We start from the raw sequence: 26,280 nt of genomic DNA on the forward strand, positions 1-26,280 counted from the left end.
TATGTTATTGAGGCATCCTGTCCATTCTAAGGCGTTTTCTGCCTTTAGCTGTTCCGTTATGCCCTGTGCCTGTTTCATACCCTCTATGAGCCTTTCAAAGCGTTCCTGTGCCTGTCTGTCAATGTCGGCAAGGTAAGCGTTAAGTCTGCCGCTTGTAAGAAGATTGGTGTATGTAACTTTGCAGTGATGCTTCAGATAATCCAAATGCCGCTGTCCCCAGATGCCTATCGGCTGTTCTTCTTCGGCGGGTACAGTTAAGCACGGTATTAAATAATCGCCTTGCCTTTCGTATTTGCCGCCCATTTCCTCAAAAATTGTCTTTGCCATTGTCTGTTACCTCCACATTCTTTTTTATTTTGAATGTCCGCAAAATCCGTCCTACATCAGCTGCTCAGCCTTCTGGATGAAACAATGCCCGGCATTACGACCATTCTTCCTCTTAAAAGCAGAGATCCCGACAACTGTGTGCTTCTGCGTTTCATTAAGCGTTTCAAGTCTTTCGATGTAATCCGTAAGATGGGCAAGACACGTTTCCTGGACAGCTATCAAGTCCTAGTCAAAAAGACCAAGGATCGTTTTGCCGGTTCTAAGGGACTGGCTATCTATGAGCTGGTCCTTAACAGTGTTACCACCCGTGGAGAAAATCCCTTATCCGCAATGACTCAGGATCAATGTGTTGATCTCGTATCCACATCTCAGAAAGCTGCCGATGAGATCAATCTTCAAATGCGGATCATAGCAGAGACCATGCCGGAGTACAAAGTGCTTCGTTCTATGGCCGGCGTGGGGGACCGACTGGGACCGATCATTCTTGGAGAAATCGGTGACATTCGCCGTTTTCACAGTGGCAAAGCACTCAATGCTTATGCCGGCAATGATGCTCCGCCATATCAGTCCGGACAATTCGAGAGCCGGAATCGTCACATCTCCAAACGTGGCAACCCGGCTCTCAGAAAAGCTTGTTTTGAGGTAATGCAGGCTCTCAAACTGACAAAACCTCAGGACGATCCTGTTTACCTTTTTCTGCTCAAAAAGGAACAGGAAGGGAAACCATACAACGTAGCCAAAATGGCTGCCGTCAATAAGTTTCTGCGGATCTACTACGCTCGTGCAATGGAGTTGTACAAGTAAATCTGTCCGCTTTCATTATAGCTGTTAACTGCCGGCCTGCAACAGCAGGTCTTATTAAGGTTACTCTCTTTTTTGTTCTCAAGGTTCTCGAAATCTTCAAAAATCTGCTTGACAAACATTAGCAAGATTTTTCGTTCTCTGCGACTTCCCAATAAACGGGAAGTTGGTTACTTCTTGTAATTCATTTTCTTACTTAACACCCCAAACAAAGCCAATAAAAATATTCCAATTCCAAGCAATACGCCAGCCACTTTCATTAATTCATTGTTTGTATACTCTGTATCCGGAAGAATCCCATACTTGTAATAAGAATAACTAACATGGTCTGTGGTATATGCAGCTATGGAATCTCCTACATTATATTCCGAATATACAAATCCCGGTACTTGCATTCGCTTGTGATAATCATTCACTTTTCCATTGTTGTAGTAGAAGAAATAATTCTGAGATATCGTATCAGCCGAAGCATCTTCAGCCCTTTTACCTGTAATCACAATATCCTCCATATAGTAATCTTCTCCCAGTACCATCTCTTCCATTTGTGTATTAAATGCTTTAGATGTCAAAAGTATATTTATCCAGACTGTAATGAAAGCTATACTTAAAATAATGAAACAAATCCAAAACAAAATTTTCTTTTGATTTCCAGTTAATATTTCTTTTGATTCTTTGTGCTCAACCAATTTATTACTCATTCCATAATACCTCTAAAGTACTTTTTCCTTCTTCCTTCCCTTCGTCCAAGAAGTGTATCTCACTCAAAGAACTCGGTCAATCCCGATTTCTCAGTTTCAAAAAATGGCATTTATCGTCTTGTTCCATTCTTATCAAAATTCTTTTTTAATGCTATTTCTGTTGGGAGAATAGACCCAATTAAAGGAATAAGTTGAACACCACAGATAATTCCTCCTATACTCCCAACACAATCTTCATTTTTTCCAATCACTAAAAGCATGAATATTACTGTTATCGGCAACATAACCATTCCACAGACATACCAGACTTTACCACAATATTTATGAGCAAATTCCCATGTGTCTTTGTTCTTCATAGACATCGAAGTCCGATATCCAAATACTGAATTTATTTCCTTTGGAGCCTTTTTCATAAAATATCTTCCAAAACCAATCATCGTAAATGGAAGAAGCAAATCCATAATCAACATAAAAATCCAAAACCTCATTGTAAACCTCCTTTACTACAAATCCCGCTTTCTATTTTCGTTTCCATAGCATAGTGTACTCTTTTTCACCAGTAGCTTCATCCAAGCCTTCACATTGAATAATGAACGCTTCTCTTTGGTAAAAAGAAATTGCTCTGGCATTCTTCTGGTATACATTTAATCGTAAGCTAACTTTTTTATCCTTAACATAATCTAATAAAAGCTTACCTATGCCACATGACTGCATTTCATCGGAGACAAAAATACCTTCTATATATTTATCATTTAGTCCTACAAATCCTTGTATCATTTTATCTGCTTCAAACACATAAACTTCGTATTGTGACATCATTTCTTTTACTAATTCATAATTACTTTTCCAGTATTGATTGGAAATAAAATAATGTGCTTTCAGATTTGTCTTTAACCATATGTCAGCAACTCTATCGATATCTCCGTTCAGCAACTTTCTAATCATAACAAATTTTCTCCACAACTACATCCTTTATGCTTTTCTCTTTTTTTCATTCTATCACAAGCTCACCATTAATCATCATTTTTTTGATATTTTTTCTTTTCACCCACTGTAAAACAGTCTCTGAGCGTTTCGTTATATAGAGGGGTACACATACAGAGCAAGATCCACCCATGTTTAACAGTATTGCCATTTGGCATCCTGTTCTCCTATGGGATTTATCTTGATGGGGATCTCCCCATACCCTCTCAATAACAGACGTTTCACTTGTCTGTTGGTTCCACCTAAAGGTGTTCACAGCACTATTTCTAATATCGGAAGGGACAGCCGATATTGAAATACGTGGATTCCCGGCGGGAGGAATAGTCTCAGCGAAAGGAGGAGTATGAGAACAAAAAACAAAGATAAAGAACTGAATCACAGACATTTTATAGGATTACGTCTTACAGATGTCGAACTGGATTTATTAGACCAAGGCGCTGCTTGTTTATCTGTTAGCCGATCAGAATATCTGAGGAAACTTCTATTGGAAAAGCAAATCCATCATCAGATTGAAGTTGTTGCAGACATGAATGATCTCAGAAAACTGGTCAGTGAATATGGAAAAATCGGATCGAATCTCAATCAGATCGCCAAGCATTTTAACAGTGGTGGCAGTCAGTCTCGTGCTATAGAAAATGAAATCCATCAGTGCATCACGGACTTATTCCTATTGAGAAAAGAGGTACTGAAACTGGCAGGTGGTATGAATGGCAATCGTAAAACACATTAAAAGCAGAAATGCAAATTACTCGGCTGCTATCAATTACCTTCTGTTTGAACATGATGAAAAAACCGGGAAAAAGATTGTAGATGAATCCGGACGAAGCATCCTACGAAAAGAGTTTTATATGGATGGACTGAACTGTGATCCGATGTCTTTTGACAAGGAATGTGAACTGACAAATGCTCATTTTCACAAAAATAAGAAACATGAAGATATCAAAAGTCATCACTACATTATCAGCTACGATCCAGCCGATGTTACAGAAAACGGTCTTACCGGAAAGAGAGCACAGGCAATCAGTTTGGAACTTGCAAAGCAGATGTTTCCCGGATATCAGGCACTGGTAGTTACTCACACCGATGGCCACAATGAATCCGGAAATATCCATACTCACATCGTTATCAACAGTGTGCGAAAGACTGCAGTGGAGAGGCAGACATATATGGATAAACCACATGAGGAAGCCGCCGGTTACAAGCATCGTTCCACTGATAAATTCATGAGCACTTTTAAGAAAACTGTCATGGATCGGTGCCAACAGGAAGGACTTCACCAGATAGATCTTCTTGCTCCGGCTGAGAGAAAAATCACTCAGAAAGAGTATATGGCACAGAAACACGACCAACAAAAACTTAATGAGATCAATCAGAAAATCATCGAAGATGGTCTCAAACCAACATCCACCGTGTTCCTTACACAGAAAGAATATTTGCGAAATGCGATTGATGAATGCGCTGCCACTTCCAATAGTTTTGATGAATTCCAATCTAAACTTCTGGAACAATTTCAGATCTCTGTGATTGATCATCGGGGCAGATACAGCTATCTTCATCCTGATCGACAGAAGCGGATTACTGAACGTGCACTGGGAACACGATATGGAAAAGAACACCTGGAACAGACCTTCTTACGCAAGGATCCATTGACCATTCTCTACGTCAGATCTCACCTGCGCCTGGTTGTAAATCTCCAGACAAATGTGAAAGCAATGCAGAGCCCGGCTTATGCTCATCGGGTAAAACTTTCTAACCTGCAGCAAATGGCAAATACCATTATCTATGTACAGGAACATGGATTTGATACGCAGTCAGATCTGAAAAATACACTGCTTGCATCAAAGCAGGAACTAAAAGAAATGCAGACACAGTTTGCTCAGCATCGGTCTGATCTAAGGATCCTCAACGATCAGATCCGTTATACCGGACAGTACTATGCAACTAAGGAGGTTTATTCCCAATTTTCAAATGCAAAGTACAAAGGAAAGTACCGGAAAGAACATGCGAAGGAAATTCAGAAATATGAAGAAGCCAGAGATTGGCTGAGATCCTTTTATCAGGATGGAAAGATGACAAGCCTAAAAACCTTGACTTTACAAAAAGAAAAACTGCAACAGCAGATAGCTTCCGAAGAAGAAGCAATAAGCAGCTTGAAAGAAAAACTAAAAGATCTGGATACTGCCGATCAGAATGTTGATGCCATTCTTCAGATGCAGATTCCGGAACCAGTAAGATCAAAAACCAAGGATCTCGAACGATAACCATCACAAAACAAAGGAGGAACTATCACATGACACAAGAAGAATTTAATATTGTATTTGAACTTCAGATGAGAAAGTGTGCCGATATTCTGGCACATAAAAAGAAAGAATATACCGGTGACAATATTGACCGCCTCAGTGCATTCAAGATTGCTGCCGCCTTACAAAACTGCGATCCAAAAGCAGCACTAGCCGGTATGATGTCGAAACATGTCGTATCCCTTTACGATATGTGTTATTCCACTCTGTTACATTTTGACATGGAACAGTGGGATGAAAAAATCACAGACTGCATCAATTATCTGATCCTTTTAAAAGCTCTGGTAAAGGAGGAACAGGCCTATGGATCACATTGAAACAGCTATCTTAAACTGCTATGGAATCCGGGAAGCAGAACAGAATATGGTCTTTGCTGCCAGACTCACACAACACGGTCATACGATCCAGAACATGGCAGATCTGATGGATCTTTACCGTCAATCCTACAGTCAGAAGACTGTAGAAAACATTGCAGGGCTTCCGCATCCAACCGTGCAGAAATTCATGGTCATTACCGTAGCTGTTGTTGGTGCAAGCAGACGCTTCCTGGCACAGATCACAAGACATCAGAACGAAGTAAAGTACATGAGTGCATCTCTGCAGTACAGCAATTATTCCGGTCATGCTGCATTTGCTATTCCATATGGAATCATGAAAGCAGATAAAGAAATCCAGGATATTTACAAAAAAAGCTGTCAGTCAGATCTGGAGCACTATACAGAACTCTGTACCTTAGGCATTGATCATGATTCAGCCGGATATGCCACACCGCAGGGACTTCGAAACGTACTGATCATCAGTGCAACGCCTTACCAGTGGAAGCATATGATCAGTCAGAGAACCTGCAGAAGAAATACGGATGAAACAAGGATTGTGATGCTACAGATCTGGCAGAGATTGTACAAATTAAGCCCGATTCTTTTTGCACCGGATCTGACCGGTCCATTCTGTCAGAGAGGAAGCTGTATGGAAAAACAGATGTCCTGCCAGAATCCTATTTCAAAACTTTGGATACCGTCAGATATCTTAAAAGCAGATTATCCATTGCTCATCAGAAGGGAGGTGAGCAGCCATAAAGATTAAACTGATTGACTTTGGTCTGAAAGCAGATCATCATCCCTTCCGGCCACATGAAAATGATGCCGGTGCTGATGTATTCATGCCTTATGATTGCGTATTAAAACCAGGTGAGGTTGCAAGAATTCCACTTGGATTTGGTCTCATCATCCCCGATGGATTTGCCGGATATGTCTTTCCACGAAGCAGCATGGCAGCAAAAGGACTGGTATGCGAGCTTCCACCGATCGACTCCGGTTACCGTGGTGAGATCCATGCCATTATCAGCAACGTAAGCACATCTTCTCAGACCATTCATAAAGACACACGCGTCGGTCAGCTGGTGATTACACCGGTCGTGATCGCAGATTTTGTCCTGGACATTGGTAATGAACGAGGAACCGGGGCTTTTGGAAGTACAGGAGAATAATACTATGATTACATTTGGAAGAAAATTAAAACACTTAAGACAGAAAAATCATCTCACCCAGAAAGAACTTGGCATAGCTGTTGGATTTCCCGACAGCTGTGCTGATGTCCGGATTGCTCAATATGAAGGCGATGTCCGAACACCAAAAGAGGATCTTATGAAACTCTTCGCATCAACACTCGGTGTTCCGGTTGAACTCTTTACCGTACCAGTACTCTCAGAACCTAGAGAGTATGAAGCGGCAGAATATTGGAGGTATGAGTTAGGGGCGGAACTAGATTAATTGTCATAATACTGAAATGAGGCAACGGATTTTCCGCTGCCTCGCTTTTATCATTTTGAGGGTAATTGAAAATATCCTCCTGTGTTGAGCAATCCTCTTTTTCTGCGCTTTATCTGCATATCTATATATTTCATTTTATTTCTGTTCCATCGATAAAAAGCACATATTTATCCGGATTATGAACAAGATCATAATCTTTTCCATATTCAATTGGTCTAAATTCTATTTGCATAATGGATTCGCCATTTTCGATATCTTCTTTCCAAGAATATACGGTCATATCAAGGCTGGTTGCATATCCATGATCTGTAGAAAATTTTATTGAATGAAATGAATTCTCTTTATACATTTTTAAAAGCAGTCTTGCAAATGCTTCTTTATCAGAAATATTTTTTCTGTTAGCAACTACTGTAAGATTTTCATCTCTATTCATAGAAAAACTGCCAACTACATCTGGCTCACCTTCTTTATACTTTAATAAGCTTTTTCCAATTATCATTCCAACAATAATCGAAAAACGATAGCAACAAATACAAGTGTTATATTATTTTTCTTCATTTTATCAAGTTCCTCAGAATTATATATAAGTCTTTAGAACTACTATATCATATTTTCACGTTAAACCAAATAAAAAAGAAGAGCAATAAGCCCTTCCATCTTCTTATTCACGTATTTATTCCACCAATGCTCTCACTGCATTGATAATTCTCTGTTGCTTTTCTTTAGGTAGTTTCTCTATCATTTCAGATAATTCATTCGTAACGCCGCTAACCGAATGTGTCACAACATCAATCAATAGTGTATCTGCTGAAACATCTAATGCATTTGCAATCGCAATAAAAGTATCAAGTTTTGTTACTTTCAGTCCTCTCTCTATAACACTTACATGAGTTGGACTCAAGTTTACCAGTCCTGCCAATTCTTCTTGTGTAAGATTCTTAGCTTCCCTTGCAGCTTTTATTCTCTGACCAACCGCCTTTAAATCCATTGTGACACCTCCTTTAGAACGATAATTCGGTCTAAAATTAGTATAACGATTGATCTTTAAAACATACAGAATCTACAGATTGTTAACTTGTTCTTTAGAACTATTTTAAAATAAAAAGGCCCAAAAGGGCACTTTCCCTTTTGAGCCTATACACTTTATCAGCTAACGTATTTTGCTTTCATTTTTTCTCATGGTCATGAGGCTTTTTTCTCTTAAATCGCATTCTATGAATCCTTCGATTGCTCTTTCTGTTCTTCAATAATTCGTTCGGTTGCTTTATGAATTCTATCCTTGGAATAGGGTGGTCTTAAATTCAATGATAACCGCCCTTTTTTAATCATATACGTTTCACTACCATCCTCCGAAGATCCTTTCAACCAGCAATCATCCGGATACTTCTCCGCAAAAGACCTCAACCGTTTCCGCAAGCTCTGATTGAAGGTATACACATCATAGAATCCATCATCTTCATTAGTCAGAATAATCGTTTCTTTTTCACACTTTAACCTTCGCATATTCTATCCCCGCTTTCTTTCCATTTCCTGATCCAGGTACTTTGGTATCGGCTTTCCGGACCGGCGAGCAATGGCAATCTGTTTCTGATGCAGTCGTTTGATTACGGACCTTCGTTTCTTAGGTTTATTATTTTGTTGATTTCGGGACGTCTGTTTGTTGTTGCGTGCATCAGAAATTTTTTCCAGGTTCTTCTTCTGATTATTCACCAGACCGTCCACCATATCATAGTTAGCTTCTGTACCAGATTCTCTGCTTCGTTCATAAGTGCCGTTCTGGTAGAATTTCTGGTAATGTTCCAGACGGATTTTACCATCTTGTTTTAGCTGTTCGACCGGATTTAGCGGTACCTGCTGTTGGATGTAATCATGAATCTTTTGTTTTGTCTTTTCATCGAATTTCTTACATTCTTCGACAACCATTTTTCCATAAGCATCCAGGATAACACCCTGGGCCTGATCTCGGTATACCTGATGTTCCATCAAATAAAACTGTTTTCCATCAATAATGACGGTGTCTGTTGCAATCCAGTTCCCCTTTTTCCCATCAATCTGATAATTCTCAGTTTCCATAGTGATCAGTGCACCGGATGTGTTGATACGAATAAATCCGGCCAGATACTGTGGATAGTTCTCATCTACATAGTAGCAGCCGATTTCTCCATTCTTGTTCAATACGAGCACGTCACTGACTTCGCATTGATTTTTCGTCCGTTTCCAGATGTCAGCGACTTTTTCATTTTCCTGCATTTCATGAATCGAGATTAATCGGTAATTTTCGACAGTAATCGACACATTCTGCTGTCTTGCCTCTTGATATGGCAGATGCCACAGTGCTTTTCCTGCTGTCTGCTGATCTACTCGGTAGACTGCAAATTGATTAAGCTTCATAGGCATCATCCTCCAAGTTATTCAGATAATAATTCAGATCCAGAGAATAGTAGTATTTGTCTTCGATCTGCTGTAATTTTCCAACTGTAGAATTGATGATCTCAATTATTTCATCATTCTCAGGATCACTTTCTTCCTGTTCCAAAACTTCCAAAGCTTCTTTCAGTGTTTGGATTGTTTCTTCCTTTGTGTGCTGCTGGAAGATAGCAGTAATAGTCAGTTCGTTTTCTTCCAGGTTTACATTTCTCATAGGCTCATTTCCCCCCTTTTCTTTTTCGGTATTGGTTTCATCTGTATATTCAGCTCCTTCTCGTTTTTTTCTTCGCTTATATTTTTTTCGTTATCCACTTTCTTATTGGATTCCAGAGGATTTTCCACATTTGGATGTCTTTCTTCCAAGTATTTTTCCACACGACTGATTGCATTTTGCACATAAGAATTTTCTCTAAATCCAGGAATCGAATTCAAAAATTCTTTCTGTATTTTTCCTTCAATCATCAGACTCTGCATTCCTTCATAATCACTTCCGTCTTTCAGATCAAAGCCAACACATTTCAGTCCATGCATACGTTCTGATGGGATTTTCTCATAAGCTTCCAAGGCTTCTGGTAATGTCAGGTCATAATGTACTTCACCCATTACAGGAAATTCAGCACATTCAGCCGCATAAAAGCTGATACATGTAAGATCATTTTCATAATCCACATTTTCTATTTCCGGGACAATATCGAGTATTTTTTCTCTTTGTGCTGCAAAGTCTGGAAGTTCTGCAAATCCAAATCGATCCACGTAATATGCCTGCATATCCCCACCACGGTTTGTAATGATAACATCACTGACCGACATAGAATGTGCTTTATAATCTGCCGGTGGATTATCGTTGAACATAGCGTACAAATCATCCAGCTTTTCATTTTCATGTAATCTGCCGGAATAGACACACTTATAATTTGCTGCATCGATTGTAATGCCATCTTCTTTGACCATTGCCATATTCATAAATAAATGTTGTTTTCCCGGTGTGTCTTCATCCACATGATAAATCGCATAGCGGTCACCATTACCTCTGAACATTTCTTCCTCTAGGGTATAATCATACTTAAATGGGTACATAGCCCGATCAACTCTCTCCGAAATATCCGTCCCTTCTGTAATCGTGTCTTCCAGCCAGTTTTGGATATCTCCCCATGATTCAAACTGTAGATAGCCGGCAATTTCATGCGTCCCATCCGGTGCCAGTACAATATGTCCCGGTTCGCTTTCCCGATAATCATAGCGGTATCCAGCTGCTTCCAGTGCATCTACCAGAATCCCGTATTTTTCATGTAATTCTGTTTTCTGTTTTTCTTCGAGAATGATTTCAAGCTCTTCTGTAAGCTGATCGATCATTTCACCGGCTGTCTTACGAATCACATCCATAGATGCTTTCATTTCCTTCATTTCCCGGCTGCTGCTCCAGCCTGCAATGTAAGGGAAACTATAATCCGATGTATCCAAGTCAAAGGAAGAGCATACACAGTAAGCAACAGATTCTGCTTCAACCTCTTTTGTCAGTCGGTCTTTTTCCACTCCAAGGCTTTCCATGATCTCTCTGTCATGCAGTTTTGCATGGGCGGTTTCATGAATAGCAGTCTTTAAGGTCTGACTTTCACTGAGTCCTTTTTTGATCACGATTTCCTTATCTGCATTGTGATAATATCCATTGGCATTGCCATCGATCTCATCGAATCGTATCGGCACTGGGGATATTTTCTGAATAGCCTGCATGAAAGAATCAAAATCCTGTACAGCTGCAGTCAATAATTCCGGTGCCAGTGTCTGGATTGGTTCCCCGGATGTCTGAGCAATATCAAAGACGGTAACTGCTTTAAAATGCGGAACCGTAACTTCCACCTGTTCAGTCTTAGGTTTTCCATCGGTTCCCATGATCGGTCGCTGATTTTCATCCAGAACCTCTTTTTCCTTCATTTTCTTATATGGTGCCGGTGCAATGATTGTAATTCCTTTTTCGCCTTTCATGACCTGTCTACCCATGGACTGCCAGTTTTTGTAGCTGGTAACAAGTGTGGCATCCGGTCGCTGCATGGCGATCAGCATTGTATTATTAAAGGAATAATTGTGAAACTTTGCCATGGTTTTAAGAAATTCCTGATAGCGGTTACTTGTAAAAAGTTCTTCCACACCGGATTCCAGTGACTGCATAATGCTGTCCATATCTTTTCCCTGAACCGGTAATGGAATTGTTGCTGTCTGCACTGTTGGAATATCTCTTACGTCACCCTTTTCTTTTGTATCTGTTACTTCTTCATAGGGTGCGGTGGCTTCAGTCACCATTCCTTTAGTCAGATCAATATCTTCAACACGAGTAGAAAAACGAACCCTGCTATCTGGAAATTCTCCTTTATCTCGAAAGGAATAGTAATTCCCATTCCGTCCTGTAATGATGTGATCAACCAATGAAATCCCCATCAATTCCCCTAATTCCTGCATTCTTGCTGTAGTCTGGATATCCGATGTAGATGGTGTCAGATTTCCGGACGGATGATTATGAATGAGCATCATTGAATGAGCATTCGAAAGAATTGCACTCTTAAATATTTCTCTTGGATTAATTAATGCTTCATTCAGCGATCCTACAGATACGATATTCATATTGATCGGTGTTAAATCTGCCTGTAAATTAACAATACAAAAGAGTTCCCGATCCATCTGGGAAAGAAATTCATTCATAACACGAATTGCTACATCTGGATTATTCATAGGTTCATTACTATAAAGTGGTGGCTGTTCCACCATACGAATTGCTACCTGTTCTAATTTATCTGCCATCAGCAACACCTCCAATCGGCACATTTATAATAAATTCCTGATCATGTAACGTCTCAATTTGCTTCTTCAATTTTTCAAACGAAAATGTGTGTAATAATCTTTTTTGATACTGGCTGTATCTTAAGCTTGTATTTGTTTTAATGTTTTCTTTCGTCATAATCTTCTCCTTTTCAAAAATGCCCCACGACATTTCTTTATGCCGCAGGGCGTTTGCTCATTTAACGGTTTTCATGCTTGGTATTAAAGTTCCATATCATGTTTCTTTGTTTTCGGTTTCTTATCCGGCTGTTCTTTTCCGGCTTTCTCTGTTTTTGCAGCTTGCGCTTCTTTTTCTTTCTGACGTTCTGTGAATCTATCTGCCTTTTCAAAGACATGATCCTTTGTATCAAAGTGATATACATCATTGGTAAGACGTTCTGCAGGGGCTACCTGAGTGGCATTGACTTCTTTTACCATATCTCTTAACATTTCTGCATCCACTTGCCCGTCATCTGGCAAGACCAGCATTTCATGGATGGATGATGGCAAAATGAAGAAATCATTTCCCAGAAGTTCCCCCATGTTATCCATGAATTCCGGATAAAAGATCACACCGGCTCCATCAATTCTTTCCGTATTCGTAACAACAAAGAATGTCGGCATCTCGCTTGATTCCTGCAATGTTTCCTGCAGCATTTCACGTTCATCTGGTGTCAGCATGAGAATATTTTTCTGGTACATTTCATCTATCAATGCACCTATACTTGATACCTCCGGGATCATGACATGCGGTGAACTTTTCATCGCATCTTCATGAAGCTGTTCTGCCGAGATTCCATACTGTTCAAGCAGATCATTCTTGATAAACATGGAACTTAATCCATCCTGATCCTTGCCTACTGCCACATGATAGGTGATTGCGAGGTCTTCCTTCAGCTGATGCGGCGCATTTTCGAGGACTTTCTTATTTGCTTCGGCTGATGATACACGGATAAACAGCTTGTCCTTCACGTCTTCATAATTTAAAATGGATTTCAGATCAACCTGTATCGGTGCCTCAATGACTATATCTGCAATCTTTCTGCATACAGTTTCCATTGTTACGCCAGGCTGTGCTTTATATGCTTCATACAGCTGATTAAGATTGATCGTCGGGGTAAGCATCTCACCTTCTTTTCTCACCATCAATCCCGTATAGGCACGGTTCAGTTTCTGACACTCCATCGTTGATACTTCTGCATTCTCATAATCCTTTGGTAAAAAGAGTTTGATATTGTCCTTTACTTCATTTACAAATTCATTAAAATTCATTCTTCGTTTCCTCCTCTAATCTGTTTTTTTATTTCTTTTTGCTTTTGTTTTTTGGTTTCTTTTTTGGAAAGGATAAAGAAAAATTCACCCTTCCGGTTTCATCTGCATCCATATGAAGATCTGCCTCAAAGTACATATTCTTCTTTCTGGAATACAGGTCTTTTACATGCACACATCCACTTTTCAGAAGTTCTGCAGCCATCTTTTTATCCATGGTTTTTTCCATGCTCTGCAGATAGCGGTTATCTTTCCAGAGAGCAAAGTGACAATCGTGGTTGCTACAATAGAAGTTGGTTTTGCTTTCATATACCAGGCTTCCACATACCGGACATGTTCCAATGCTTTCTCTGGTCTGAAATCTTCTTGTTTCTTCTTCGGAAATCGCATCGCATCCATTCAGCATCATGGTCAGCATGTTTTTGATCCCGGTCATAAACTGTTCCGGTGCAATCTCTCCATGCTCCATCAAGAGCAGCTGATTTTCCCATTCTGCAGTCATACTTGCAGATTTCAGAAAGTCTGGCAGGATCTCCACAAGGACTTTTCCATCATCTGTTGGAAGAATCTTTTTTCCTTTTCGGGTAGCATACTGGGAATAAATCAGTTTTTCGATGATACCGGCTCTTGTTGCCGGAGTTCCTAATCCTTTCTTTTCCGTATCTTCATCAAATTCCTTATTTCCAGCTGTTTCCATTGCCGCAAGGAGAGTATCTTCGCTATATGGTTTTGGTGGGGACGTAAAATGTTCTGTCTTTTCTGCAGCTACAGCATAGAAAGTCTGTCCCTGGGTTACTTTCGGCATTCTCTCTTTCATTTCCTGATCCGGATCTACGATTGCCATGCGATCCTTATTTTTGAAGCAGTTTTCAAAGAGTTTCCATCCATCCTCCAGAACAATCTTTCCTTTTGCTTTGAAGATTTCTCCCTGGCATTCCACTTCAATCTCTGTTTCCTGGTAAATGTGATCCTTACTCATTGCCATGACCGTATGGACTGCGATCAGGAACAGAATCTTTTCTTCCCAGGATTTCAATTCATCCAGATGGCAGGATGCAAGCTCCATCGTTGGGATGATTGCATGGTGATCTGTCACTTTACTGTTATTCATGACTTTCTTCACATCTGGCTGCTCCGGCTGATCAAACGGACCTGTCAGTTGATATTTCTCATAAATCTGACGAACCACATTTCTTGCGGTCTGCTCCATATCTTCGGTCAGATACTGGCTGTCCGTTCTTGGATAAGTGATCAGTTTCTTTTCATACAGGCTCTGAGCGGTATCCAGTGTCTGTTTGGCTGTCATTCCGTAGATACGGTTTGCTTCTCTCTGCAGTGTGGTCAGATCATAAAGCTTTGGTGCTTTTACTTTCTTTTCCGTTTCTTTTACTGCTGTGACAATAGCTTCACTTCCTTGGCATCTGCTTCTTAACTGTTCCGCCTCATCCGGATCAAAGATTTTTGGCTTTACAGCCGGAATTCCATCACAATCGAGTTCCACATTGAAATACTTTTCTTTCTGGAAATTGCTGATCTGTCCGGCACGTTCCACCAACATGGCAAGTGTCGGTGTCTGAACCCTTCCAACGGTCAGCTTTTTGAAGTACTTTGTGGTGTAAGCTCTGGTTGCATTCATTCCTACCAGCCAGTCAGCCTGAGAACGGCATACAGCAGCTTCGGCCAGATGTCGGTATTCCTCTGCGGATCTCAGATGCTGCATTCCATCAAGGATTGCTGAATCTTCCAGAGAACTGATCCATAATCGTTTCACCGGCTTTTTACTTCCGGATAAGTCATAGACATGTTTGAAGATTAATTCTCCTTCACGTCCGGCATCACAGGCATTTACGACGTATTCAATTTCCGGACTGTTGAGCAGTCTTTTTAAGATATAGAACTGATCTTTCTTATCTTCTGAGACTGTAACTTTCCAGTCTTTCGGGATGATCGGGAGATCTTCATATCTCCACTGGCTAAATTTCTCATCGTAGACATCCGGTGAAACATACTCGACCAGATGTCCGAAGCACCAGCTGACCATACAGTCGGTTCCTCTTAAATATCCGTCTTCTCGTTCCTGTGCTCCAATCACTTCTGCGATTGCTCTTGATACACTTGGTTTTTCTGCAATTACTAAATACATGATGTATAACCTCCTTCATATAACGAAACGGAGAGAGCATGTTTTACAGCCCCCTCCGCTAAAAAAGTTTATTTATTTTTCATTTTCTTCAAAATCTTCGTCTTCAGACTCTTCCTCATCCGGAATTTCTTCCAGTCCACCTGTTTCCAACCCTTCCGGCTGATCATCCTCGTCTTCCTCTTTCTTTAGCTTATAGATCTTGAAGTAGTAGTATGCTGCTACACCGCCGAGAGCCAGGATCAGGATTGTTGCCATTGCACCCATATTGGTTTTGGTAGATGCTGTTTTCTCTGGATCAACGGTAGCTTCCTTGTCTACATCCTCATTATTTGTTTCATCCAGCACAACCTTTGATGTATCTGGCTGTGGTGTTACGACAGTAGCAGTGCTGTCTTTATCCAGAAACTCTGAAAGATCATTTTCATCAATCTGGGATAACATATAGACATTCTGGGATGTGGCACTGCGGTCGATCACGATATAGAAAGTATTATTATTCTTCGTTGTAACTGTAAGAAACTCCTTTGTGGAATCATCGGTAATGTCATCTTTAACTTCACCATTTCCAGGTGTCGTAAATGCAGTTCCCTTGTCTGTTCCATCTTCTGGCAACACCTCACTTGTACTTGCCGCCTCGTCCTTTTTGTCTTCTTTGTCTGTTGACTGCTCTGTCTGAGTTGTCTCTGCTTTGGATGCCTCTGCTGATTCATCCACATAGGCAAATGCTGTGGTTGATGCTGTAAAAAGCATCATGACTCCCAACAACACTCCTGCCATTTTCTTATTCATTTTCTTCCATTTCACCATTCTGATTTTCCTCCTTATTTTTTTCTGTGAATACAAAGGAGCCCGAACCTTCTTCGTCAGACTCCCTGCTTACCTGAAATTTAACTGTTCCCTTCTGGATACCATCCAAAAGATCATATAACTGACCATTCTCCATCTTCATACCACGGATGCACCTGATCATCTCATTGTCCTCTTCCTGCTTTAATGCAGCCTGGACACCTCTGAGATATTGCTGCAGATCCGCAATCTTTTTCTCTGTCTTGGCAATCTCATCCAGATATTTTTTAATCTTTTTATTCAAACTTTCACCTCCCTTCGTTCACCCCTTTATGGCAGTCTTCCAAAGCACATGAAGTGTTGCTGCCAGTAGGATGTGCTGATATTTGAGTAATGGATCGGATCCCCGCAATGGATCATCATATTATTACCGACATAGATACCCACATGGCTTGCACCAGATGTGTTATACGTTCCCTGGAAGAAGATCAAATCTCCTGGTTTTGCTTCTTGCGGTGATACATAAGTACATACGCCTCTTAATCCATCCGCGGTCAATCGTCCATAGTTCCAGCCATTACCACAGTGGTTAATGACATAAGATACGAAACCTGAGCAGTCAAATCCGGACGGAGAGTAACCGCCCCATACATAAGGTACTCCCAGATATTTTTCTGCTTCTCGAATCATCCGAGCGAATTCTTCATCCTGCAGTGCTTCCGGTGGAATCTCATAACTCATTCCATTACCGCCTGCTCCACTGGTCACATTGTTTACATCCCACAGATAATTTCTGTTTCCATAGGTCGTATTTAATGCATTGTAGATGATCAGCTGCTCCGCATTCAGATTGGCTCTTGCCACAGCATCAAAGCTTCCATTTGTCAGTGTCACATATAGAATCTTCTTAGTGCTTGTACTGGTAACCGTTACTTCCTGACTGCCATTGTCATCTGCGATATAGGCTTCCCAGGTCTGATGTCCATGAGCAGAAGCGGCAGCATGGTTATCATAGTAAACGTCAAACTGCACACCATATCGTGCAAAGGCTCCGGTATCCTCAACCGTGTATTCCACACCATTCATTACTACCTTAGTTCCGATCGGCACAAATGGATTGGATGCATCTACAGCAATGGTATGGTTTGCAGTAGGATATGCCCCACTGGCAGTTGGACCTCCGGACCATACGCCACAACAGATTCGACAGTTACAATATCCGCTGGTCACTACCTGTCCTAATGATTCTCCGACTCGAACATTTCTGGTTTCTGTCACCGTTTCTGTTCGACCTTCTGTATTCAGATGATATTGTGCTTCAAAAAGAGATTGCAGCTCGTTTTCAACATCTGAGTACGTCCAGTCCCCATATTTTGCGGTAAGATACGAGATAAGATGGTATGGATTATGACCAATCTCAGCAATGTTGTACTGATACTCGTCATAATTCGGATGTCTTCGTTCCATCTCATTAATCTGCTGGTTCAAGGCACTTTCCAAAGCAGCATATCTGTTTTCGGCAGCATAGATATCCTCGTCTGAACTTGGATACGTTGTAATACCAATCACAGATCCAGCTCCCTCGATAGAAGCACTGCAGCTCCCCAGAGATACTGAAATGACTAGAAAAAGAAGCGCAAAAATACCGATGCCTGCGAACATGGCACGATTACGCTTTATAATCTCTTTCAAGGCAATCTTTGCTTTTACCGTCATGTTCTCGACACCGGCAATGGTTGTTGCTCCACCTAGACTGCCAACGGATTTTCCGGCTCTGGCTGCCCGGTATGCATCCTTATATCGTTTTTTCTGAAAGAAGCGGTTATAGAAATGTCTCTTTTGCTCAGCGTTCTTTACCGATTCTGCATGTTTGACTCCTTCCATACTTTCTGCAGAACCAAATTTCAGTTTCTTTTCTACAGTAGCCTCACGATAACCTCTGCGATGGGTTTTCACATCCGTTCGTTTGCTGCGGATCTGAGCATGACGCAGACCACGTAACGCAGCTTCTGTTTCACGCTCTGCAAGTCTGGCACTTTCCACACCTGCATTTTCATCTGTTTCTTCCTCTTCGGAAGAGACTGCTTTCATACCAGATATAACAGCTTGTGTGGCAATGTATTTCCCGGCTGTCCCTCCCGGTTTCATGCCAGCACCTTTCACCATCTGATTTCCTTCATCATCAAAGGATAATCTTCCGGCTTTTGCCTGTTCTTTGGTCATCTGTTTTTGCAGCTGTTTCTTCCGAATGGATTTCTTTTGGCTGTTCAGAGTGTTATCATCATCCGGGATTTTTTCATGGCGATGCAGTTTCTTTCGATATCCGGATACTTTTTCTTCCGGTGTAACTTCAACTGTATTCTCAACAGCTTCCTGCCGGACAGAAGATTTCCGGATCTTTTCCATCTGCAGTCGTTTACCTTTTCCCGATTTTGAATCTTCATTCTCAGCCTTTTTCCGTTCCCGTTCAGGAACAAATTCTTCTTTAGTTTCCGGTCGCCCACGGCTCCTGTGACTGATATCTTTTACACTACCATCATGGAGATTTTCTTCTGTCAGACCATCTCTGGTCATCTTTGCGACCTTTTTATCTTTGCCTTTAAATTCTTTTCCAGCTATAGGTCATCACCTCCTGGCACAACTTTTCTTTCTGTACTCATTCAGTTCCTGGCGTCCTATAATCGGGATACCAGGATAACCATCTGCCTGTGTCCTGATTGCTGGAGAGCTCGCCTGGATATGAAATACCCAGTTCAATTCACTCGGATCTCTCGGCCAGAAACCATTGATCAGCATAGCCTCCTTGAACTGATTGTTGTGCAGATGGATCTGGGTACGTTTATACAGAACTTCTTTCAGATCATCACTGGTAAGATGCGGATAGATTTTCTGTGCCGGATAAAAATTCCAGAATACCCAGTCAAGGATAATGTTCTGTGTTTCCAGCGGAAGTTCATACAGATGATGATCATCATTGACTGTATGAACACGGTATCCAGGCTGTGCATTTTCCAGATTTTTCATCTGAATGTAAGGATTATCCTGGTTCCACTGCCTGATTCGGATCTTATCGATTTCCTTCATGCTTTTCCGCCTCCATTTCTTTCTCTCGTTTTTCAACTTCTTCCGGTTTTGTAGTCATCAAACTGTACAGCTTCAAGTTCTTATCGAACTTGTCCTTAAATGGAATAATTGTTGTTCCATAGAAAAGAAGTCCTTCTCCTTCCCCGGAATTCGTCACATAAGACAACTGATATGGGGAAATATTCAACTGTTTTGCAAGGATCTGTCTGTCACCTGCAGCCTGATTCAGCATCAGGATAAAATCACTGTTCTCAAAGATATTTTCAATTTCCCTGCTGGCAAGAAGATCTTTGATATTCTGGGTGATACCACTTGGAATACCACCCCATTTTCTGAATCTCTTCCATATTTCTACGGAATAAGCTGCTGTCTGTTCTTCTTTGAGCAGAAGATGGAACTCATCGATATAGTACCTGGTGGATTTGATGCCGCGGTTGATCGTAACTCTGTTCCATACCTGATCCTGGACGATGAGCATTCCGATTTTCTTCAGCTGCTTTCCAAGTTCCTTGATGTCAAAGCAGACAATACGGTTATTCAGTTCCACATTGGTTCTATGGTTAAATACTTTCAGTGATCCATTTACATAGATTTCCAACGCTGTTGCAATTCTCTGTGCCTGCGGTTCTTTCTGCTTTCTGAGGCAGTCATACAGGTCACCAAGGACCGGCATATTTTCCGGTTTTGGATCTGCAAAGTACTTCTGATACACCAGTGGAAGACAGCGGTCGATCACTGATTTTTCCTCTGCTTCAATTCCATCCCTGCTTCCCATGATCAGCTCACATAAAGACAGGACAAAATCAGATTTTACACCAAGTGGATTGTCATCATCGGAATAATCCATATTGATATCCATCGGATTGATATAATCCTTACTGGTTGGTGAAATGTGTACGACCTGTCCGCCAAGTGCATGGACCAGTGGGTAATACTCACCCTCCGGATCTCCGATGATAATGTCATCCTTCGTAACAAAGAAAGCGTTGGTGATTTCTCTTTTTGCTGCAAAGGATTTACCGGATCCAGGCGTACCAAGGATCAGTCCATTCGGGTTTTTGAGCTTTTTACGATCCACCATGATCATGTTGTTACTGAGTGCATTCAATCCGTAATATAAGGATTCTCCTGTCATAAAAAGCTCCTGTGTCGTAAACGGAACAAAGATTGCTGTACTGGTAGTCGTAAGAGCCCGCCTGATTGGGATATGATTTACTCCCAACGGAACACTGCTCATCAATCCTTCTTCCTGCTGATAATCCAGACGTTTCAGCACACAGTTATATTTCTGTGCAATACCGGCCGTCTGGAAGATGGCATTATCCAGTGCCTGCTTTGTCTTTGCGGTATTTAAAAAGAGCGCTGTTACAAGGAACATACGCTCATTTCGTGACTGCAGGTCTTCCAGAAGCCTTTTCGCTTCTCCGCCATACGTGTTCAGATCCGATGGGATAATATCCATATCATATCCGGCCCGGACTGCTTTTTTCTGTTCTTCGATTTTCATACGATTGATATCCGTCACTTTGCTTTTTACCAGCTTGATTGCCTTCATCTGATCCACCGACTGCACATGCAGGTTGACGATCAGGTTCTTATCAATATCCAGAAATTCTGCCAGCATCTTATCCGTAAGCTCCGGCGCCAGGATCTGCAGATAGGAGACAGCCCCGATGGTATTTCCCATCTGGAATGTATTTCTGTCCCGGAACACAAAACTGGTCGGTGCCACATAATCCTTTGTATTGAGTCCTGTCCGGATCATGGATCCATAGTCAAACTGGAAATCTGTCATCACATCCGGATTGAATGTCTCATACAGGATCTGCAGACGTTCCACGCCATTCAGCGGATATGCCGGAACTCCCAGGATCTTAAAGTTATTCAGGATATCCGACTCGATACGTTCCAGCTTTGGTTTTGCCTCCCGGATATTTTCTGCTTCAATGGCAAATGTGATATATTTTGACTTCACCAGACCGTTGTTTCCTTTTGCCAACTGCTGTTTCAACATCTTTGCATATTCCATGCGAACATCATCAAAAGCATCCTCCTGTGGCCGGATCTGGATCACCTGCTCAAACTCCTTCATGCTGCTCTTATGATTGATAAAGCTCAGCTGAAAATGGATACTGGCATCAAAGTAATTGAGGAAATCACACCAGTTTTCAAAGATTGCATTTTTATCTTCATTCTGAGCCAGCTGGTAGTTGATGTCATAAAAGCGGATACACTTAGAATAAGTTTTTCCCTGTACCCTGCAGATCCCATCTCTTCCCATTTCCTTATAAGCGATCGACTGCTGGACGGACAGTTTTTTCTGCCTGCGTTTCTCTTCCTGCTTTTCTTTTTTCTTTTTCTCTTTTCTGTCTACTTTTTTGTATCCGGTATCTGCGACAGTTTTCTTATTTTTCTTTTTTCGCAACCGTTTTTCCTCCTTTCGGTTTTCCTGTATCCGGAGACTGTCTGATCTGTTCCGGATCTGTCTCATAATAGTTTTCAGTTTCATATTTTCTAACGGGTGAACGAAGAAACTTCACCCGGATCATATGCATCAGAACATCTTCCAGATGCATCCCGTCTTTTTCGTACATGGCAAATAAAAATGCCGGTAACATCAAAAGCACCATGACTGTTGCTGCATTACTGTTTCCCATCACATTACGCAAGAGGAAATAGCTTGGAATTCCCATTACAGCACCTATCCCGATACAGATCAACTGTCTTTTGGTCAGGTTAAATGCTACTTTATTCTTTACCTTCGTTAAATCTTTCGGTACGCTGACATATGCCATGATTTTCACTCCTTCCTGTAATTTAGTGCGCGTTAAATATCGACTTACTTAAGGATGCCGTCTTAAAGAGGCTATAGCATAAGATTACTGTGTAAGCCATAACGCCAAATAATGAAGAACTCAGATTATCTGAATACTGGATACCTGCAACAAGCACTGCATAGATTGCAACGCATACCATCATCAGAAATGCCTGGAAAGCCAGGGCAAAGAGTCCTCTGAAATAATTCGTGCCGATCTGTCCCCATTCTCTGTTACTCATAGTTGCGAATGGAATCGGCGCAACTGAGGTATATAGGTAAATCTCTATCATACGTCCATACATGATCACTGTGATCAGTACAGACAGGATTCTCATACAGAAGCCGGCGATAAGGGTTTCCAGCGCCAATACAACAAGTTCTCCGATTTCCATACTTTCCAGTGTTGCGGAAAGATCCGTCAATGCCGAAGAAATATCAATGGCAGTACTTCCTGTGATAACACCGGCCGCAGAATTAACTACGTGCTGGCCCACATCGAATACCGCCATTGTGATCGTAAATGTGTTACTCACCAGATACACAGCAATCCACATTTTTACGAAGTACTTGAAAAACATCCAGGTATCAATATCATGCATGTTATTACGCTCGGTCAGCATAGAAATCAATTCGTAGCAGAGTACGAGTGTGATAATAATACCTGCAATCGGCATGATCACGGAATCCGATAAGTTCCGGATCATACTGAATATGCTGCCGTTCCACCCTTGCGGGGTCTGTCCAACCTGGGTAGCGATCTCACCAGTCTTTTGATTGACATCAGTAAACATCGTATCTAGGTTGGAAGTGATCATCCCGGTTAAGAGTTCCCTCATCCATTCCTCAATCGCATCAAAAATCTGACTGAACATGGATCTCTACTCCTTTCTCTTAACCAAATAATCCACTCAGAAGCGGGATCAGCTGTGTTCCGATCAGGATAACACCACCACCGCTCATCAGCTGCTTAATTCCCTGGGATTTTGCACCCGGGTTGTCGTTTCCATAACCTTCCATCAGGTTGATTACGCCCCAGACACCAAGACCAGCACCGATTGCAACGACCAGTGTCTGAAGGATATTGATTGCACTGCTAAAAAAAGCCATAATCATGTGTGAACAAACGCTTTTTCTTATGGTCTGTAAGCGTTTGGCTCTACTCCTTTCCCTTTTATTCAGACCTTTTTATATCCTTATCAGTAGTAGCAGGGTGCTCGAATTCTTTCTTTCATATCAATCCTCACTTTCCTCAGCTTCAATCGCTGATACATCTTCTTGTGTTACAGTTACTTCATACATTTCAAATTCTGTATCTTTCGACATCACCAGTCGGTGTGCCAGATATTTTTCGACATCAAACGCATTATTCTTATTGAAATCGGCAAGCTCTTTGTACCGTTTGTGCTTTGTGATGTCATATTTGTTGCTTAAAAACGGCCGGACTCCACGAAGCTGTAAGATACATTTTTCTCCATCCATGACCGCCAGCTCATCTCTACTCATCAGTTCTTTTCCAGTCTTTTGATAGTTCAGTCCATAGGATCGGTTGCTGCCTCTGGTGTCTGATGTGTTGTAAAGATCAATGGTTTCCTTTCCCAGGGTTTCTGATATTTCTTTCAGTGTGGAACTTTCCTTTCCGCCCAGGAAAAGAACGGTGTCACAGTTGCCTGTGATCGTCTCAGCAGCATCCTTATAGATAGTTTTCAGCTGAGATTGTGACTGCAGAATGATAGAAGCGGAGATTTCCCTGCTTCGGATCGTAGCAATCAATTTGTCGAATTTTGGGATCTGTCCGATATTGCTGAACTCATCAAGGAGCAGCCGTACATGATAGGGAAGCCTGCCTCCATGCTCATCATCCGCTTTATCACAAAGTAAGTTAAAGAGCTGGGTGTACATGATCGCTACCACAAAGTTGAATGTGTCATCTGTATCGCTGATGATAACAAACATGGCTGTTCTCTGATCACCGATCATATCCAGTTCCATTTCGTCATACGACATGATTTCTCTTAGTTCCTGAATGTCAAATGGTGCAAGTCTGGCACCACAGGAAATCAAAATCGACTTCGCAGTTTTGCCGGCAGCAAGCTTGTACTTGCGATATTGCCTTACTGCAAAGTGTTCCGGATTTTCTGCTTCCAGTTCTTCAAACAATTCATCCACTGCATTTTTAAATTCTTCATCATCCTCCCTGGTCTCACTGGCATTGATAAATTCCAACAAAGTAGAAAAGTTCTGTTCTTCCTCTGGTGCCTCATACCAGATGTATCCGATCAGTGCAGAATACAATAGACGTTCGGCCTTGACCCAGAAATCTTCCGTTGATTTTTCGCCCTCACCCTTGGTATTCGCGATAATGGTATTGACCAGCTTCAAGATGTCTTTTTCACTCCGGATATAATGGAACGGATTGTAATGCATGGACTTTTTAAAGTTGATCGTATTTAATACCTTGATCCGGTATCCTCCATTTACCAGCATCTTCCCGCATTCAACGATGATCGTTCCCTTCGGATCGGTGACCACATAGGATACGTGGTCCGTCATCTGCATAAGATTGGGCTTCACATAGAATCTTGTCTTTCCGGATCCGGAACCACCGATAACAATCACATTCTTATTTCTGGCATACTTCGGAGCTTTTGGTCGGCTGTTCATGGTCAGACGTTCTGTTTCTGTGAGGATGACATTGTTTTCAAAAACCGGATCCATGAAGGGTTCGATGTCTTTTCTGTTTCCCCATCTTGCAGATCCATACTCCACACCCTGCCGGAACTTCTTTGCGTTTTTAGAACGATAGTAGACCACCAGTTTTAATGCACCTGCAGCCAGAACACCTACTGTAAGGTCCTGCAAAGCGATACTTGGCAGCCAGCTTAAAAATGCCAGTCGAAAATTGACTAACATCACGCCAAGTCTCTGGACCATGCTTTCTCCCAGGCAATGCCGGTACAGCCAGGATCCTTTATCTGCTACATAGAAGATAAAGAAATATGGGAGATTTAAGATCACCAGCCGTTTGACCTGGATCTTCTGTAATTTCTCCCGCATCATCGTTCCTGACCTCTGGATTTTTGTCTCTGCTTCACACGCTGGCGGTGCTTTGCTTTTCTTTCTACAGATTTCTGCAGTTTCTTTCTGACCGATGGTTTCTTCACCTGTTTCTTTTTCAGTTCTACTCCGGCATATTCCCGGAAAGCCGCTGTCATCACATCCACATCTTTGGCCTTAAAGAAGACCAGATATTTCGGTGGATCCGCACCGACTTCTTTTTTCAGGCTGTAATCAATTCCGTATTTTCTTGCCACACGGTCAAAGGATTTGATATTTTCATCTGTGATCTTTAAGTTGGAAAGCTGTACTCCCTGTGCATTCAGCTGCTTGATGGTCTGCTTTCCATGTGGCTTTTTCTTTTCAATCTTTTTTCGGGCTTTTTCCCTTCCTTTCTCCTGGGCCCGTCCGGTCTTTTCAGCCATTTTCACCTGCGTTGCTTTCTGTTTCCTGCGGTTGTCCATTTCCAGGAACTTCCGAAGGGCTGCTTTTAGCACACTGGCAGTGATCTTGACTCCCTGGATGCTCAGGCTGATCACTTTCTGATTTACTTCTTCCTGCAATTACCCACGTCCTTTCTTTCCTTTCATTTCAGAATGAAGACGGGCAATACAATATCCGATGCATGGAACATGTTTTCCATACGGACAGCCACCACATGGTGTTGTTTTTACCGCTTTTTTCTTTTCAGGAAGCAGATAATGGCACTGCTTCAAGTTACAGCCTTTCTTTTTGCCTCCCCACCAGTAACAGTACTTACAGGACCATGGCTTTTCTTCGCTGTACTTTCTTCCTTCTATAGCTGCATTTGGTTCTATGATCAGATCTTTATTTGTCTTCATTCTGTTCTTCCTCTTTTCTCATGATTTCTGTCAGTTTTTTCTCTGCCTGACTTCCGGCAGCAATGAGACAATACAAAACTGTAAATATTGCCGCTGCTCCCAGAAGAGCAACAAAAATAATGATATTTCTCATGGTTTCTCCCATCTAAAAAAGCGTCCACAGATTC

At 41.5% G+C, this 26,280-nt stretch carries 31 protein-coding genes and 1 pseudogene; 7 read left to right on the top strand and 25 right to left on the bottom strand.

Annotated features, from left to right (window positions below):
• On the bottom strand, positions 1–327 hold a 327-nt coding region (locus H8Z79_RS11355), incomplete at its 3' end, for a TnpV protein (RefSeq protein ID WP_187002843.1).
• 57 nt (positions 328–384) lie between these two features.
• Here H8Z79_RS11355 and H8Z79_RS11360 point away from each other — a divergent pair.
• Positions 385–1,131 (top strand): annotated as a pseudogene (locus H8Z79_RS11360) (transposase); the annotation flags it as partial.
• 167 nt (positions 1,132–1,298) lie between these two features.
• Here the strand turns inward: H8Z79_RS11360 and H8Z79_RS11365 are convergent.
• The 3 genes from H8Z79_RS11365 to H8Z79_RS11375 form a co-directional block, all read right to left on the bottom strand.
• Positions 1,299–1,826 (bottom strand): hypothetical protein, encoded by a 528-nt coding sequence (locus H8Z79_RS11365; protein WP_005342546.1) that lies wholly within the window; start codon positions 1,824–1,826, stop codon positions 1,299–1,301.
• 110 nt (positions 1,827–1,936) lie between these two features.
• The gene (locus H8Z79_RS11370) at positions 1,937–2,314 is read right to left on the bottom strand and encodes an SdpI family protein (RefSeq protein ID WP_187002844.1); all 378 of its coding nucleotides are present in this window, start codon (positions 2,312–2,314) and stop codon (positions 1,937–1,939) included.
• Between the two features lie 31 nt (positions 2,315–2,345).
• Complete coding sequence (locus tag H8Z79_RS11375) at positions 2,346–2,771, bottom strand: GNAT family N-acetyltransferase (RefSeq protein WP_054705468.1); 426 nt, start codon at positions 2,769–2,771, stop codon at positions 2,346–2,348.
• A 382-nt stretch (positions 2,772–3,153) separates the two neighbouring features.
• Between H8Z79_RS11375 and H8Z79_RS11380 the strand changes: the two genes are divergently transcribed.
• The 6 genes from H8Z79_RS11380 to H8Z79_RS11405 are packed head-to-tail and all read left to right on the top strand — an operon-like array spanning position 3,154 to position 6,879.
• A complete protein-coding gene (locus tag H8Z79_RS11380; RefSeq protein WP_005334781.1) occupies positions 3,154–3,540 on the top strand; it encodes a plasmid mobilization protein in 387 nt (128 codons plus the stop codon).
• Entirely contained in the window at positions 3,518–5,071 is a 1,554-nt protein-coding gene (locus tag H8Z79_RS11385) for a relaxase/mobilization nuclease domain-containing protein (protein WP_187002845.1), read from the top strand. Before H8Z79_RS11380 ends, H8Z79_RS11385 begins: the two co-directional genes overlap by 23 nt.
• A 29-nt stretch (positions 5,072–5,100) precedes the next feature.
• The gene (locus H8Z79_RS11390) at positions 5,101–5,427 is read left to right on the top strand and encodes a hypothetical protein (RefSeq protein WP_003864545.1); all 327 of its coding nucleotides are present in this window, start codon (positions 5,101–5,103) and stop codon (positions 5,425–5,427) included.
• On the top strand, positions 5,414–6,193 hold the full coding sequence (locus tag H8Z79_RS11395) for an FAD-dependent thymidylate synthase (protein WP_118447849.1): 780 nt from the start codon (positions 5,414–5,416) through the stop codon (positions 6,191–6,193). Before H8Z79_RS11390 ends, H8Z79_RS11395 begins: the two co-directional genes overlap by 14 nt.
• Positions 6,194–6,209: 16 nt before the next feature.
• Positions 6,210–6,596: a dCTP deaminase domain-containing protein gene (locus tag H8Z79_RS11400; RefSeq protein ID WP_225876980.1), complete on the top strand. Its 387-nt coding sequence runs from the start codon at positions 6,210–6,212 to the stop codon at positions 6,594–6,596.
• Positions 6,597–6,600: 4 nt separating this feature from the next.
• Complete coding sequence (locus H8Z79_RS11405) at positions 6,601–6,879, top strand: helix-turn-helix domain-containing protein (protein ID WP_005334794.1); 279 nt, start codon at positions 6,601–6,603, stop codon at positions 6,877–6,879.
• Between the two features lie 130 nt (positions 6,880–7,009).
• On the opposite strand, the gene H8Z79_RS11410 is transcribed toward H8Z79_RS11405, so the two are convergent.
• From H8Z79_RS11410 to H8Z79_RS11505, 21 genes are all read right to left on the bottom strand, one after another.
• On the bottom strand, positions 7,010–7,378 hold the full coding sequence (locus H8Z79_RS11410; RefSeq protein WP_187002846.1) for a hypothetical protein: 369 nt from the start codon (positions 7,376–7,378) through the stop codon (positions 7,010–7,012).
• 174 nt (positions 7,379–7,552) lie between these two features.
• A complete protein-coding gene (locus H8Z79_RS11415) occupies positions 7,553–7,867 on the bottom strand; it encodes a helix-turn-helix domain-containing protein (RefSeq protein ID WP_005334796.1) in 315 nt (104 codons plus the stop codon).
• A gap of 224 nt (positions 7,868–8,091) precedes the next feature.
• Positions 8,092–8,382, bottom strand: coding sequence for a molecular chaperone (locus H8Z79_RS17465; RefSeq protein WP_225876976.1), 291 nt, complete (start codon positions 8,380–8,382; stop codon positions 8,092–8,094).
• A gap of 3 nt (positions 8,383–8,385) precedes the next feature.
• Positions 8,386–9,270 (bottom strand): YodL domain-containing protein, encoded by an 885-nt coding sequence (locus H8Z79_RS11420; protein WP_187002847.1) that lies wholly within the window; start codon positions 9,268–9,270, stop codon positions 8,386–8,388.
• Entirely contained in the window at positions 9,260–9,520 is a 261-nt protein-coding gene (locus H8Z79_RS11425) for a transposon-transfer assisting family protein (RefSeq protein ID WP_003864553.1), read from the bottom strand. The genes H8Z79_RS11420 and H8Z79_RS11425 overlap by 11 nt, the downstream gene beginning before the upstream one ends.
• Positions 9,517–12,099, bottom strand: coding sequence for a JAB domain-containing protein (locus H8Z79_RS11430; RefSeq protein WP_187002848.1), 2,583 nt, complete (start codon positions 12,097–12,099; stop codon positions 9,517–9,519). The genes H8Z79_RS11425 and H8Z79_RS11430 overlap by 4 nt, the downstream gene beginning before the upstream one ends.
• A complete protein-coding gene (locus H8Z79_RS11435; RefSeq protein WP_173728576.1) occupies positions 12,089–12,256 on the bottom strand; it encodes a hypothetical protein in 168 nt (55 codons plus the stop codon). Before H8Z79_RS11435 ends, H8Z79_RS11430 begins: the two co-directional genes overlap by 11 nt.
• Before the next feature lie 83 nt (positions 12,257–12,339).
• On the bottom strand, positions 12,340–13,389 hold the full coding sequence (locus tag H8Z79_RS11440; RefSeq protein WP_187002849.1) for a DUF5688 family protein: 1,050 nt from the start codon (positions 13,387–13,389) through the stop codon (positions 12,340–12,342).
• Positions 13,390–13,417: 28 nt separating this feature from the next.
• Positions 13,418–15,529, bottom strand: a complete 2,112-nt coding sequence (locus tag H8Z79_RS11445; RefSeq protein WP_187002850.1) for a DNA topoisomerase 3 — start codon at positions 15,527–15,529, stop codon at positions 13,418–13,420.
• A gap of 72 nt (positions 15,530–15,601) precedes the next feature.
• Positions 15,602–16,336, bottom strand: a complete 735-nt coding sequence (locus H8Z79_RS11450) for a CD1107 family mobile element protein (RefSeq protein ID WP_117499801.1) — start codon at positions 16,334–16,336, stop codon at positions 15,602–15,604.
• Positions 16,311–16,619: a DUF4315 family protein gene (locus tag H8Z79_RS11455; RefSeq protein ID WP_117499802.1), complete on the bottom strand. Its 309-nt coding sequence runs from the start codon at positions 16,617–16,619 to the stop codon at positions 16,311–16,313. The genes H8Z79_RS11450 and H8Z79_RS11455 overlap by 26 nt, the downstream gene beginning before the upstream one ends.
• Positions 16,620–16,645: 26 nt before the next feature.
• Positions 16,646–18,889 (bottom strand): C40 family peptidase, encoded by a 2,244-nt coding sequence (locus tag H8Z79_RS11460; protein WP_117698764.1) that lies wholly within the window; start codon positions 18,887–18,889, stop codon positions 16,646–16,648.
• Positions 18,890–18,940: 51 nt separating this feature from the next.
• The gene (locus H8Z79_RS11465; RefSeq protein WP_003864573.1) at positions 18,941–19,399 is read right to left on the bottom strand and encodes a hypothetical protein; all 459 of its coding nucleotides are present in this window, start codon (positions 19,397–19,399) and stop codon (positions 18,941–18,943) included.
• Positions 19,383–21,890: a VirB4-like conjugal transfer ATPase, CD1110 family gene (locus H8Z79_RS11470; protein ID WP_207726370.1), complete on the bottom strand. Its 2,508-nt coding sequence runs from the start codon at positions 21,888–21,890 to the stop codon at positions 19,383–19,385. The genes H8Z79_RS11465 and H8Z79_RS11470 overlap by 17 nt, the downstream gene beginning before the upstream one ends.
• Entirely contained in the window at positions 21,805–22,194 is a 390-nt protein-coding gene (locus tag H8Z79_RS11475; RefSeq protein WP_119201726.1) for a PrgI family protein, read from the bottom strand. Before H8Z79_RS11475 ends, H8Z79_RS11470 begins: the two co-directional genes overlap by 86 nt.
• Positions 22,195–22,216: 22 nt before the next feature.
• A complete protein-coding gene (locus H8Z79_RS11480) occupies positions 22,217–23,089 on the bottom strand; it encodes a VirB6/TrbL-like conjugal transfer protein, CD1112 family (protein WP_015514791.1) in 873 nt (290 codons plus the stop codon).
• A 19-nt stretch (positions 23,090–23,108) separates the two neighbouring features.
• Complete coding sequence (locus tag H8Z79_RS11485) at positions 23,109–23,324, bottom strand: Maff2 family mobile element protein (protein WP_005334815.1); 216 nt, start codon at positions 23,322–23,324, stop codon at positions 23,109–23,111.
• A 126-nt stretch (positions 23,325–23,450) separates the two neighbouring features.
• Positions 23,451–25,274, bottom strand: coding sequence for a VirD4-like conjugal transfer protein, CD1115 family (locus H8Z79_RS11490; RefSeq protein ID WP_119201727.1), 1,824 nt, complete (start codon positions 25,272–25,274; stop codon positions 23,451–23,453).
• Positions 25,271–25,834, bottom strand: coding sequence for a PcfB family protein (locus H8Z79_RS11495; RefSeq protein ID WP_114100248.1), 564 nt, complete (start codon positions 25,832–25,834; stop codon positions 25,271–25,273). Before H8Z79_RS11495 ends, H8Z79_RS11490 begins: the two co-directional genes overlap by 4 nt.
• Positions 25,835–26,113 (bottom strand): hypothetical protein, encoded by a 279-nt coding sequence (locus tag H8Z79_RS11500; RefSeq protein ID WP_055297478.1) that lies wholly within the window; start codon positions 26,111–26,113, stop codon positions 25,835–25,837. It abuts the gene before it with no gap.
• Positions 26,100–26,246: a hypothetical protein gene (locus H8Z79_RS11505; RefSeq protein ID WP_162290843.1), complete on the bottom strand. Its 147-nt coding sequence runs from the start codon at positions 26,244–26,246 to the stop codon at positions 26,100–26,102. The genes H8Z79_RS11500 and H8Z79_RS11505 overlap by 14 nt, the downstream gene beginning before the upstream one ends.
• Between the last annotated feature and the right edge of the window lie 34 nt (positions 26,247–26,280).

This window comes from Blautia intestinalis, assembly GCF_014297355.1.
Lineage (GTDB): Bacteria > Bacillota > Clostridia > Lachnospirales > Lachnospiraceae > Blautia_A > Blautia_A intestinalis.